Raw genomic sequence first — 12,613 nt, 5'->3', positions numbered from 1 at the left:
TGGTGATGAATCACTGGCAAAAATGCGCTCCCTGATGACACAAGGATCTTAGCAGTCTTATGACGATTGACGTCCCGCAGCACATTCTCGACGCCATGACCGATGTCGATATGCCGCGACTACGGTCGGAGACGGCTCCGTCCGGTACAATGGTCCACGGCGACCTTCAAGTCCCGGTCTATCGATGCGGTTGTGTAGTGGTCGGTTCCGGTGCGGCGGGGCTGCGTGCGGCGGTGGAATTAAGGCGGCGTGGGAAAGAGGTGGTTATCGTCAGTCAAAGCGCTTGGGGTGGAACGTCGGCCTGCTCCGGCTCTGACAAGCAGACGCTGCATACGGCCAACAGTGCGGATCAGGGAGATAACTACAAGGCGATGGCGCGAGCAATACGCGCCGGCGGCGCGATGGATGAGGATATTGCCTATGTGGAGGCCGTGGGCTCGTCTCGCATGATGGCCTCGCTACAGTTTCTTGGCCTTCCACTGCCTCAGGACGCGCTGGGCGGCACTCTCAGATACAAGACCGACCACGACGAGGTGGGTCGTGCCACCAGTTGCGGTCCACGCACGTCACGTCTGATGGTCAAGGTGCTTGCCGAAGAGGCGATCCGTCTTGATGTTCCGTTCTATAACCACACTACGGCTGCCAAAATCCTCACCTGCGGGGAGGGGACGGATCGGCACGTCGCCGGCATTCTTACGATGCGCCCCAACGACCGAACAACAACAAACCCCTTCGGCCTTGCCCTGTTCGAGTGCTCGGTCCTTGTGCTTGCCGCGGGCGGTCCCGGCGAACTTTATCGTGATAGTGTCTATCCCAACGGCTGCTTCGGGTCGCTCGGCCTTGCGCTCGAAGCTGGTATCGAATTGGTCAACCTTACGGAGAGCCAGTTCGGTATAGGCACGCGCCGGGAGGGTTTTCCCTGGAATCTGTCCGGCACCTATGTCCAGGCGATTCCGCATGTCTATTCGATTGACGCGGAGGGCAATGAGCACCACTTCCTTGCCCAGTATTATCGCAGCACACAGGAGATGGCCTCCAACCTGTTCCGCAAGGGATATCAATGGCCTTTTCATGCCACGCGGATGCTCGATTTCAGCTCGAGTCTCATAGATGTTGCGATCTATCGCGAGTCCGCAGCGGGGCGGCGCGTGTTCATGGACTTCAACCGGAATCCGCTGCCCATGCCCGGCGATCTGCCGTTCTCCCTCGAACGGTTGGACGACGACGTGAGTTCCTATCTCGGCAATGCCGGCGCGGGTCAACATTTGCCAATCGAGCGGTTGAAGCACATGAACCCGCTCGCGATCGAACTCTATCGTCGCTACAAGATAGACATAACCAAGGAACCGTTGGAGTTCGCCGTCAACAACCAGCACATGAACGGCGGCATCATGGTGGACGTTTGGGGGCGCAGTAGCCTTGCCGGCTGCTATGCGATCGGAGAGGCCGCTGGTACGCACGGCGTGACGCGGCCCGGCGGAGCCGCGCTTAATGCCGGGCAGGTCTTTGGCACCCGAGCGGCCGAGCACATTGCAGCCAGCGGCAAAGCAAAAGTAGCGCCGAAGGTCGACATTGCCCGAGCTGCGCAAGCGGGCATCGCGGCGCTCTTCACGATCATGCGCCCCGACAGCTCGCTGACGATCAAGTCGGCGCGTTCCACGATCCAGGCGCGGATGAGCGATGCGGCCGGTATGATCTGCGACGGCGAGCGGGTAAGCCAGGCCCTCGCAGAAGCTCGAAGACTCAATGTAAGCATTCGCGCAAATGGCATTAGGTACAAACGACCTGCTGAGGCGGTGCGGTCAATACAATGGCGGCAAATGGCGCTAGCTTCCGAAGCGGTGCTTACCGCTTTGGACCATTACATTGGCCAAGGCGGAGGGAGCCGCGGTTCCCGCGCAATATGCGATCGAGAAGGTGAATCGCTTCCGCTCGCGAGGACAGGCCCGCTGGAAGACTATCGCTTCCGGAGGGAGCGCGACGCCCAGCGGAGTGAACAGATCATTGTCCGATTGGACGGCGTCGAAATGGTGGTTTCAACACGTCCAATCCGTTCGTTCGACGAGAGTGCTGGGTCGTTCTTCGAACGCGATTGGCCAGATTGGCTGACCGGCCGGATCTTTGATCGCGGTTCTGACTAAGAAGATACCTAGTCGCGGTGCGCGTGATGTCGTCAACATCCGCATGGAATATCTGGAACTGAGGGAACCTGAGGCCTAAACGCCAGCCGAAGGGCGACCGGAGACGGACAATGAGGTGTGGTATGGGTGGTGGAGAGGCTGACATCGTTTGCATGGGTGAACCCCTGTTCGAGTTCGCGTGGCGGCGGGACGGAACGATCAAGCCGGGCATTGGCGGCGATGTGTCGAATTGCGCGGTCGCCGCAGCCAGATCCGGCGCGAAAGCAGGGATGATAACCCGCCTTGGGGAGGACAGCCTGGGCGAGCGTATCCGGTCGCTGTATCACGACGAAGGCATCGCAACGACGCATGTCATCCGTGATGCTGCCGCGCCAACCGGTATCTATTTCATAGAGTATGGTCCTGATGGTCATAGCTTTTCCTACCGGCGCGCCGGCTCGGCTGCCTGCCGCCTGGCAAGCAGTGATCTCGCACCAGGCATGTTCGCGGGAGTGTCATTTCTTCATCTTAGCGGGATATCACAGGCTATTTCCGAGTCTTGCCGGGACGCTTCGTTTACAGCGATGGAGATGGCCAGATCGGCAGGTGCCAAGGTTTCCTTTGATACCAATCTGCGGCGCAGTCTATGGACGCCGGCAGCGGCGTGGGAAACCTTGTCAGCTTCATTGCCACAAATAGACTTTCTCTTTCCGAGCATGGAGGACGCACAAGCCCTGCTCGGGCTATCGGATCCGGATGCCATTTGCGACGAATTCCTTCGACACGGCGTCAAAACGGTCCTTTTGACCCTAGGCGAAGAAGGCGCAATTGTAGCTGGTGGCGATATGAGAATTCGGATACCCGCTTACTCAGCGCAACTTGTGGATGCGACGGCTGCTGGTGACACTTTTGATGGTGCCTTTCTGGCTGAATTTTTGCGCTGCGGCGATCCAGAGGCGGCCACCCGGTTCGCTTGTGCTGCGGCGTCCCTCGCAGTTGAGAAGACCGGCGCGGTCGATTCCATCCCTTATCTGAGAGAAATCCGCACACGTATGGCTGCGTAGTCCTGTCGAGCTTGCACCACACCAGCATTGGAAAACAACGCTCGTATATGCCCACCGTCGCGACGCGACGGCCACCAGTGCGTCGCCGGCGAGACGGGATCCAGATACCGGCCGATGCCGTTGCGGCCTTCATCAGTCTCCTTCGTCTTCAGGTGACGAAGAAAGCTCAGAATGGCTTGAAGCCGTGAGCCCGTCGAAATTCGCCAGCTTTTCAACGATCGCCATAGGAGTTTCCGCTTCGGCCTGGTCTTCACCGCAAAGATGCAGCACGACGGGGTATAGGATCTCCACCGGTGAAATATTCAGCACCTCGCAAAAGTGGAGCAGTCGGCCGACGGTCAGCCGTGAAACCGCGTTTTCGTAACGATTATAAACCTAGTCGCTGAGCCCAAGCATGGGTGCTAGCTTTGAACGCGGGATTTTCCGTCGGTCGCGAGCGTTGCGAAGGCTGGTGCTGATCTTTTTTTCGATTTCGGCGCTTAACTCCAGTTCGCCGAAGCTGGTTTTCCGATAGACCGGCTTGTCAATTTATGGATCGTCGATCTGCTGTAAACCGAGGTGAGAAATCCATTCTTCGAAAGGTCCTGCCATTGCTCCTGCCAAAGTGACGTTGATCTTCTGTGTTCGTTCCAATCAATGTAACCGAATTGGTTGACTGGACGCCACCTTGGAATCTAGTGGGCCTGCCAGAATATGGGCGCGTCGCTTCGCGAAACCGCTCTATGCCTTCGGCACGGAGCCAACGCGGCCAGAACGCCGTCATCAATACACCAGATTGGGATATCGCCCGTTTACAGCACGGCCCGCAATCAGCATAGTGCGCCAGCTCGGGTAATACGAGTTGGTGATGGTAAGTCGCTAGCTCTTCTTGCCATTCACCGCGGGAGCCGTCCTGGCGCTAGCCGGTGACGACGGCTGCTTTCTATTCAAAGAGTGACGGCCGCGATCGCGGCCGACTTTGTCTGCCTCAGAGAGGGAAAGAGGGCCCTGCCTTCTCTCCCTCGCAAGCAAAAAAGGTCTCCCAGTCCTTCCTCCGCTACGCCTTCGGCTGCGCTACGTGCAGGATCGACGCGGATCCCATTACGCGGATCATGCTTTGCCTCGGGCGGGCGAACCCCCTCAGTTTGTCCCTCGCGCCGACCACGGGGCGTCTTTGGATCGGGCGCCGCGATGAGGGTGTCCACTTCGGCCTTGGTGAGGTGGTACGTCACCTCAATGTGCGTCCGTTTAATGCGAATCGTCAGCACGCGTTGGGCAACGCCGAAGAACGCCGGGTCGGCGGCAAGCGACGTCGGAAGAAAGATCGGATCGCGGCCAAGCGGGCGTTGCGCGTGGTGACGGAATTGTTCCGCTTCTCCTCGAGTTCGTCGAGAAAAGCGAGAACAAGGTCTCGATCAAGCTCTTCGAGCGTCAACGCCGCCGGCTTCTTCCGCAACCGGGCGGCGGCAAAAGGATCAGCATGCGCAAGGCGTCGCGATAGCTGGCCACGGTCGCGGGAGTCGCGTTCCGCTGCTTGGTCAGGCGCCGGCGGAAATAGGACTCCAGGAGCGGCGCTACGAGCAGGTGTGCGGTGTTCGCTCGTGCTGCGCCTCCATCGAGGGCGGCACGCTCAGGTAGTAGGCCGTGTCGGTGTAACTGGCGTGGCCGAGATATGTGGCCAGCGCCTGAACGTCTGCGCGCTGTTGGTGCCAGAGGCTGAGGCGGGTCACGGCAAACCGGTGATCGTGCGGCCTTAAACGGCTTACCGCCATCAAAGTCGGCGAGTTTACGGACCTCGGCAAAGCCATTTTGCAGGCCGGTCGCCGAGAGGCGGTTGCCCCGGGAACTGAGGACGAATCCCTGATCCTTGGGTATGGGCGCTTCATTTCGGAATCGGGGGCGGGCTTCATGGGAATAGGCACACCACAGCGTTGGAGAAATTGAGATCTCGTCGGATTGTTACTCCTAGCCATGACCTTCTCTCTTTTGTCGTCATCGCCCGGTCCGGTCAGTTCGATATGGTGGTGTTCTTCGGAGGGCGTGGAGGGCAGCGAACGGTCCCGCGCCACGCCGCTGATCTGGCGGCCCATCAGTTGGCCAGCTGCGACTCGCGCGCGGTGTGCGCAGCGAAATATCTCGCGATTGCACCGATGACCCGAGTTGTCGCCTTTCCATCGCCGTAGGCGTCCACGGGCTGGGCCATCCGTGAATATTCGTCCGGATCGCGCAGCAGCCGGGTCGCTTCACTCACGATGCGGGCGGTGCTGCGGCCCACAAGGCGCGCCGTGCCAGCTTCGACAGCCTCCGGCCGCTCGGTGATTTCTCTTAAAACGAGCGTCGGTTTGCCGAGTGAAGGGCCTTCTTCCTCTGCGCCGCTGCTGTCCGAGATGATGATGTCCGCGCGCAGCATAAGGCTGCAGAAGTTGCGGTACGGCAGAGGATCCACCACCGTAATATTCGCCTGGTTGCTTAAATAGGGCAAAATGACTTCGCGCACTGCCGGGTTCTGGTGCAATGGGATGATGACACGCACGTTCTCCTGACATGATAGCTGCACAAGAGCTTTTGCGATCTCGTGCATCGGTGCGCCCCACGATTCACGCCGATGTGCTGAGGCGACCACGATCCGCCGCGTTTCGTTCTTCAGGTCGGCAAGCGCTGGCTCGGCGAAGGCGGGGGCATTTTCGGCCGCCCAGTGAAGGGCGTCGACGACCGTGTTCCCGGTGACCGTGATACGATCCTCAGCGGCACCTTCGCGGAGAAGGTTCTCGCTGCTACGAATCGTCGGCGCCAGGTGGAGATCCGTTATCTGGGCGACCAGGCGCCGATTGGCCTCCTCTGGATATGGCGATGCAATGTTGCCGCTACGCAAGCCCGCCTCGATATGGATGATGGGGATACGGTGCTGGAAGGCGGCCAGGGCTCCTGCCAGGGTGCTCGCGGTATCGCCATGAACGACTACCGCGTCGATCCCCCATTGTTCTATTTGCCCGGAGAGCCTTTCCAGTATTCGATATGTGACCTGTGACAAGGTCTGGCGAGGTTGCATGACGCTTAGTTCGATGTCGGGTCGAATACCGAATTCCGCTAAAGCGATATCCAGCATCTCGCGATGCTGCCCCGTGGAAACAACGAGGGGCTCGAACCTGCGGTCGAGCTTCATCGCCTTAATTACTGTGGCGCATTTAATCGCCTCAGGACGAGTACCGAAAATGAATGCCACCTTGGGCATGATCGTCTCTCCAAATAAATGTGAGCGCGCTCTCTGCTAGTGTCTTGCGTGGCCTGGGGGCGTCGGAGACCGCAGTCGCCAAGGAATCGCCTAAGGGGCCATAGGCGCCATCATCAGGGCCGAAGCGAACCACGTCTTGTCCATTCACAGCGGACGACGAGGATGTACCCTTGCCATAGTACGCGATTTGACGCGGATCGCCTTCCTCCATCGCGACTGACCCCGGCATCAATGATGGCGGCAATTGCTGCCGCCACTCCTCAACGAGGAGGCACAAAACTCGTGCCACATTGGCTGATCGAGCTAAAAAACAATTTGTGATTGCTTACAGCTACTTAGCAAACAGAAAAAAGTTCGCCCAACCGAACTTCGTGTCACGGGCCCGACAAAGCCGACACACGACGCAGTCTTAGCGACGAAGAGCAAATCGCTGCGTCGGACAAGCTGGCCGGCTTTGCCAAATGCGGGTCGGCTTTCGACCGGCGCCGGGAGCAATCCTGCAATCGACTTGTGGCATCGCAGGAAACAATGGCTTCCCGGTTGGTCTGCCTGCGTCGATGACGATGCGATCAGCACGGTCATGGCGTGCCAACGCTCTTACGCTTGGCGGCCGGCAAATCCCGGGATTCACTGAACCAGAACTCGACGGTGTCGCCGACGCTGTCGATGGCGCGATAGAGGTCCATCCATCGCCAGCGGACCTTGATGTAGTTCTCGTCCGCATGCCATTTGCCGGTCACGAGGCGCTTGCGCCGGTTAAAGCGTTCCATCAGCAGCGGCGCGAAATGAACGACCCAGCGATGGATCGTTGAATGATCGACACTAATGCCACGCTCCGCCATCATTTCTCGAAGATCAGCGTAGGCTCAGTCCGTAGGCCAGATGCGAGCGAATGCAAAGCAAGATCACAGATTGGTCGAAATGGCGGCCTTCGAATATCTCAACTCTCCGAGGAACACCGGAGCCCAATGCGCTTGGTTACCAAAAACTTTGCAACACATCCTCGGGAAGTCGCCGGACGGTGGCGCTGATGTCGCGAACCCGACAAAAGTGTCGCGGCCATTCCAGCGGGCGCGCGTGTTTCACTCTTATTGAGTAAGGAGCACCGCATTCGGCACGTGGCACGCTGATTGCGGGGATTATGAGCAGGGGCCGTCGCGACAACCGGTCGTAGCGGTCCCCTGTCCAATACATTGGAGGTCGAGCTATGTTGTCCCACTTCGAAAACCAGTCAATAAACCAAGAGGTCACTAGGCTCAATCTCCCGAACTCTCGGATAAAGCACTTCGCGCCGGCTAGTTACGCACAAGCCGGAGAAGACGTTATTGTCGAAGGAATTCTGGCTGCAAAACTCTGCAAGAGTCAAAGATCTTGGGCCAGTGTGTTTTATGTCGAGATCGGCGCTAATCACCCCATCTCGACCTCAAATACCTTTCTTATGTACCAACGGGGCGCGCGAGGTGTTCTGGTTGAACCCAATCCTGAATTGGAAGCGCTGATCAGGACTGCTCGCCCGGAAGACGTTCTCGTTCGATCCGTTGTCTTGCCCGCTCCGCAAGCGTCTGCGACGCTCTTCATCGGAAACGCCCATGAGCTTTCGTCGGTGGATAAAGCACACGTTGAAAGTTTCGGGGACTTCGACGGTATAGGAGGTATCCGAGAACATATCGAGGTGAGCGCGATCGGTATCAATGAACTACTGGCCCCTTATGCCAATAAGATCGATTTCTTATCGATCGATTGCGAAGGACTGGATCACGATCTCGTCAAGGCCATTGACTACGAGTGCATCAGACCTGCTGTCATCCAATGCGAGCCAAACGAGCATTATCTAAAGGGCAATAGGGATCGGATCATCAATGTAATGGAATGCAGATCATACCGGCTTGCTGCAATGACTGACATCAACGTCGTCTTCGAGCGATTGACTTGATGCAGCGGCCCAAATCGAACGCGTCATTGAACGTACACCAAGCCTGCCAACGTCCGTCCTCGGGTGCCGCGTGGCAATCAGATGAAGCGCATATCGCCGCATGTAGCGTAAGCGGGAGCTGAGGCCATTCAGCGCTGGGAATTCCATGGCATGAGGGCGTCGATACCGCTGTTTGGCCATGCATTGGGATCGGCCACTATCTTATCGAGCCGGTGGCCTGCACTTCAGCGTCGGGTTGGGAGAGGGGTCGGGTCGAGAACCAGGTCAGGCTGGGCGCGAGCGCTTTTTCACCCCAAGGCTGCGCTTCAAGAACCTGGAGGAACTCAACGCCTTGCTGCTGGAGACGGCCTCAGCTCCATGTCCCGCGAGCGCAGGCCCTGAACGCGCCGAAGACGTATTTCATAGGCTCAGGATAGGCCCTGTGAAACTTCGTCTCGTCCGCATCGAGACAACGGTCAATGCGTCCCATGGCGCAATCAACACAGCAGGGCATAAGGGTCGGAACTTCATAGGCCAGTCCACTCTTGGAGAACGGAGCAAAATTAATCCGCATGTGCGCGCGATGCCGAAAAAGGGTCGCGCGAGCCCTGCACCAAGCCCTGTCGGTCCGAATCGGGGTAGCCTGTTGCAATCTGTTTGTCCTGAAGGAGAACGACATGACGTTCCGTTCATTGGATGACCGCATCCTCGTCCGCCGCATCGAAGCCGACGAGAAGACGGCCAGCGAGGCATCACCATTCCCGACATCGCGAAGGAAAAGCTGCAGGAGGGCGAAGTGATCGCCGCCGGTCCTGACGCACGCAATGAAACCGGCCAGCCTAAGCCACTGGACCTCGAGGTCGGCGACCGCCGTAAATCGATGCTGGAGGATATCGCGATCCTGACTGGCGGCACCGCCATGAGCGAGGATCTCGGTATCAAGCTAGAGAATGTCGCGCTGGACATGCTCGGCCGCGCCAGGCGGGTGACAGTCGAGAAGGAGAACACCACGATCGTCGACGGCGCCGGCAAGAAGGAGCAGATCCAGAGGCGTGTCACCCAGATCAAGACGCAGATCGAGGAGACCATCTCCGACTGGATCGCGAGAAGCTGCAGGAGCGGCTGGCCGAGCTCGCCGGGGTGTCGCCGTCATCCGCGTCGGCGGCTCGACGGAGGTCGAGGTCAAGGAACGCAAGGATTGGGTCGGCGACGCCATTCATGCCACCCGTGCCGCGGTCGAGGAGGGCATCCTGCCCGGCGGCGTGGCGCTGCTCAGAGCCGCCAAGGCACTCGAGGCGGTCGCCGCCGACAACGCCGACCAGAGATACCGCCCCGATATCGTGCGGCGCGCCATCGAAGCTCCCGCGCGCCAGATCGCGGAGAACAGCGGGGCAAACCGCTCCATCGTCATCGGCAAGCTGCGCGAGGCTGTACCTATGGCTCGGACGCCCAGACCGGCGAATTCGGCGATCTCTTCGGCCAAGGCGTGATCTCGGCTTAAGGAGACCGCATGGTTCAGCCCGGTAGAACTCCATTTCATATTCAGCTCGCGGATATCATTCGGTCTCAGATCGAGAGCGGGGTCTTCAATGCTGGGGATCAGCTCCCCACTCAGATGGAGTTGATGAAACAGCACGAACTCAGCAGCAATACGGTGCGACAGGCGGTGCTTGCCCTTGTCGGTGACGGCTTGCTTTATCGACGCGCTGGCAAGGGGACGTTTGTTGCCAAGCGTCACATCGGCCGGGACCTGCTCACTTTTTCAGGATTTTCGGAAGAAGCGGTAGCGCGTGGCTTCCGGCCGGGTACCAGGCATGTGACGGTCGACTGGCGTTCCGCTGACGCCGTGGTTGCAACCGCACTTAATGTGCCAACCGATGAACGAGTACTAAACATCGAGCGCGTGAGAACGATTGACGACGAAGTCGTAGCTGTTGAGACGGTTTCGCTTCCTGCGGCAATAGGGCGCCAGATCGAAAAAGTGGACCTTGCCGACACCTCTCTCACCGAGATTCTCGAGCGGCAACTTGGTGTGACTCTGGCGCGAGCCAGGCAGGAGATAAGGGCCGGCACCGCGCGTGCCAAACTGGCAAAGGCACTCGACGTGCCTAGCGGCACTGCGGTACTGCAAATCGACCGTACCGCCTTCGACGCGACCGATCAGGTTATTTACTTTTCGTCCTCGTCCTACCGGGCCGATCGCTACATTTACACTGGCTGGATCGAGCGCAAGAGCGCCTCGATCGCTCAACCCCGCCAATTGATCGGCCGGAGCAGATGATGCCCAACTGCGAAGGGATGTGTTGCAAAGTTTTCAGCTAGCTAGTCATGTGAACCTAAAGTTCGCCACATAAGGTCTGCTCGGCCTAAACACCTGACGGACGAGAGAATTTCGTCCGCGGACTTGGTCCATCGATAGGGCTTTGGGTTCTCATTGTGGCGCTCGATGAAGGTGCGAATATCGGCCTCGAGCTGGCTGGTTGAGGTATGCACGCCGCGTCGCAGCTGCTTTCGGGTCAGTTCAGCGAACCAGCGTTCGACCTGATTGATCCAGGATGCCGATGTGGGCGTGAAGTGGACATGGTAGTGAGGCCGGCGCGACAGAAACCTGACCAGCGCGGTTCTGTGGTATCCATGATGACGTGGACATCGAGATCGGGCGGCACATTGGCGTCAATCTGCTTGAGGAAGTCCAGAAACTCGGTCGCCCTGTGCCGCTTGTAGCATTTGCCAATCACAAAGCCGGACGCCACATCGAGCGCCGCGAACAGCGAGTGGTGCCGTGTCGGACATAGCTATGGGTCCGGCGCTCCGGCACGCCCGGCATCATCGGCAGGACCGGTTGCTCCCGATCGAGTGCCTGGATCTGGCTCTTCTCGTCGACGCTCAAAACCATTGCCCTGTTGGGCGGTGACAGGTAGAGCCCGACGATGTCGCCAACCTTGTCGACGAACAGTGGATCGCTCGACAGCTTGAACTGGGTGAAGAATTGCCCGCGGCGCCCGGCAGCCGCATCTATGTGATCGAGGACATGCGGGATGTGACCGCCGAAATGCTCAAGAGCCTCTCAGACAAGCTGAACGGGTTTGCCCGCTGTGAGCGGCTCGCCACGAACAAAAAGGCCCTGATCGCCGCATGTGAAGGACAGCCCAATCACCGTTGCGACGTAGGGGCCCATTATGGCGGCGCCTCCTACTATCTCCTCCAGAAGCTCGAAATTGAGGACGTGCGCCTCGTCTATGCGCCCGCGCTCCGCATCGGCAACTTCGGCGGCCAAACGGATAACTGGATGTGGCCGCGCCACACGGGCCACTTCGGCTTTTGTCGCGCCTATGTCGCGCCTGATGGTTCCTCCCGGCCATATGCGCGCGACAACGTGCCCTACCGGCCCAAGAACTGGCTGCGCATCGCCGTTGAAGGCGCCAGGATGGACATTCTGCTGAATTTTACCTGCGGCGCTGTTTCATGGACGCGCTTGGGCACCCCATTTTCTATTGCCCGCCTCGGCTCATGCGGGGCGGGCTTCTTGGCCTTCTGGAGGATTTGCTCACCATGGTTCATAGTGGCGGCGCAACCGTCCGGTGAGCGCCTCACCTGAGGCTACATGGCGGCCGTGGAGATTGCCTCAGGAGCGGCGCCCAATCGGAAACCTTAGCACCTCCGCGTTTTGGCGTGGCTGCTTGAACTCTTCGACGGCAACCGCCTCAATTAGCAGGTCCAAGGCTTGGCGTCCCCTTCGACTCATCGGGTCATCGCCACAAAGGTAGTCATACGCTCGATCTAAATGCACTCGGGCGGCGGAAAAATCGCTTGTCATAGGACCCTCTCTAACCACCCCATTGCCGTCTACGAGGTGAAGGTCGCGCAATCGTCAATATTTACAGACAAATTTGAATTAATCGCGGATGATCGGGGAGTAGCTAGGCCGTCACCCACGGTGACTGAACCGGCCGACATCGGCGCCGAGGTCTCGGCATTCCTCGCGCGCCTGGAGGCCGTAGTCCCCTAACATGATGCCGCCGTCCAGCCCGCCGACGATCACTCGCTGGCGCTCGGTCGGATCATAAATGCCGAGCACCCCGTTCCGAGACCACCTCTAACCGGCGTCATTCGATGCGGACGCGGAACCGGCCCGATTTTGCGGCGCAGAGCCAGAGGCGGCGAGGCGGCCGCCCAGGTCCCAGGCCGGTTGGCTCCAAATCGCGCTAGGTCGTGTAGATCGTACGCCTCCGGCGAGGGCCGCCTTGCGCGAGCATGGCCCGGTAGCGAAGCTGCGCTCTTAAGGTCGTCCTTTCGAGCGTAGTTA

9 protein-coding genes and 4 pseudogenes are annotated in these 12,613 nt (G+C 59.2%); 7 read left to right on the top strand and 6 right to left on the bottom strand.

The window, feature by feature from the left end; translation table 11 throughout:
• Positions 1 to 59 precede the first annotated feature (59 nt).
• Together NKI63_RS20560 and NKI63_RS20555 are read left to right on the top strand one after the other, a co-directional pair.
• On the top strand, positions 60 to 2,141 hold the full coding sequence (locus NKI63_RS20560) for an FAD-dependent oxidoreductase (protein ID WP_031194753.1): 2,082 nt from the start codon (positions 60 to 62) through the stop codon (positions 2,139 to 2,141).
• A 152-nt stretch (positions 2,142 to 2,293) separates the two neighbouring features.
• A complete protein-coding gene (locus tag NKI63_RS20555; protein WP_245278698.1) occupies positions 2,294 to 3,184 on the top strand; it encodes a sugar kinase in 891 nt (296 codons plus the stop codon).
• Positions 3,185 to 4,424: 1,240 nt separating this feature from the next.
• Here NKI63_RS20555 and NKI63_RS20550 read toward each other — a convergent pair.
• The 3 genes and pseudogenes from NKI63_RS20550 to NKI63_RS20540 all read right to left on the bottom strand — a co-directional run.
• Positions 4,425 to 4,598, bottom strand: coding sequence for a site-specific integrase (locus NKI63_RS20550; protein ID WP_352515799.1), 174 nt, complete (start codon positions 4,596 to 4,598; stop codon positions 4,425 to 4,427).
• Positions 4,599 to 5,252: 654 nt separating this feature from the next.
• Entirely contained in the window at positions 5,253 to 6,395 is a 1,143-nt protein-coding gene (gene wecB, locus NKI63_RS20545; protein WP_023721620.1) for a non-hydrolyzing UDP-N-acetylglucosamine 2-epimerase, read from the bottom strand.
• 473 nt (positions 6,396 to 6,868) lie between these two features.
• Positions 6,869 to 7,334 (bottom strand): annotated as a pseudogene (locus NKI63_RS20540) (IS6 family transposase); the annotation flags it as partial.
• A 268-nt stretch (positions 7,335 to 7,602) separates the two neighbouring features.
• Here NKI63_RS20540 and NKI63_RS20535 point away from each other — a divergent pair.
• From NKI63_RS20535 to NKI63_RS20520, 4 genes and pseudogenes are all read left to right on the top strand, one after another.
• Complete coding sequence (locus NKI63_RS20535) at positions 7,603 to 8,328, top strand: FkbM family methyltransferase (RefSeq protein ID WP_023721622.1); 726 nt, start codon at positions 7,603 to 7,605, stop codon at positions 8,326 to 8,328.
• 194 nt (positions 8,329 to 8,522) lie between these two features.
• Positions 8,523 to 8,719 (top strand): annotated as a pseudogene (locus tag NKI63_RS20530) (IS21 family transposase); the annotation flags it as partial.
• 450 nt (positions 8,720 to 9,169) lie between these two features.
• Positions 9,170 to 9,799 (top strand): annotated as a pseudogene (locus tag NKI63_RS20525) (TCP-1/cpn60 chaperonin family protein); the annotation flags it as partial.
• An 18-nt stretch (positions 9,800 to 9,817) separates the two neighbouring features.
• Complete coding sequence (locus NKI63_RS20520) at positions 9,818 to 10,588, top strand: GntR family transcriptional regulator (RefSeq protein WP_352466340.1); 771 nt, start codon at positions 9,818 to 9,820, stop codon at positions 10,586 to 10,588.
• Positions 10,589 to 10,643: 55 nt separating this feature from the next.
• On the opposite strand, the pseudogene NKI63_RS20515 reads toward NKI63_RS20520, so the two are convergent.
• A pseudogene (locus NKI63_RS20515) lies at positions 10,644 to 11,284 on the bottom strand (IS630 family transposase); the annotation flags it as partial.
• A gap of 12 nt (positions 11,285 to 11,296) precedes the next feature.
• On the opposite strand from NKI63_RS20515, the gene NKI63_RS20510 reads away from it, so the two are divergent.
• Positions 11,297 to 11,905, top strand: a complete 609-nt coding sequence (locus tag NKI63_RS20510; protein WP_023721626.1) for a S46 family peptidase — start codon at positions 11,297 to 11,299, stop codon at positions 11,903 to 11,905.
• Between the two features lie 27 nt (positions 11,906 to 11,932).
• Here NKI63_RS20510 and NKI63_RS20505 read toward each other — a convergent pair whose 3' ends face one another.
• Entirely contained in the window at positions 11,933 to 12,124 is a 192-nt protein-coding gene (locus NKI63_RS20505) for a hypothetical protein (RefSeq protein ID WP_084642947.1), read from the bottom strand.
• A 111-nt stretch (positions 12,125 to 12,235) separates the two neighbouring features.
• A complete protein-coding gene (locus NKI63_RS20500) occupies positions 12,236 to 12,385 on the bottom strand; it encodes a hypothetical protein (protein ID WP_023721628.1) in 150 nt (49 codons plus the stop codon).
• Between the last annotated feature and the right edge of the window lie 228 nt (positions 12,386 to 12,613).

Source organism: Mesorhizobium sp. M0410 (assembly GCF_040321435.1).
Classification (GTDB): domain Bacteria; phylum Pseudomonadota; class Alphaproteobacteria; order Rhizobiales; family Rhizobiaceae; genus Mesorhizobium.
This window is presented reverse-complemented; position numbering and strand designations above follow the sequence as displayed.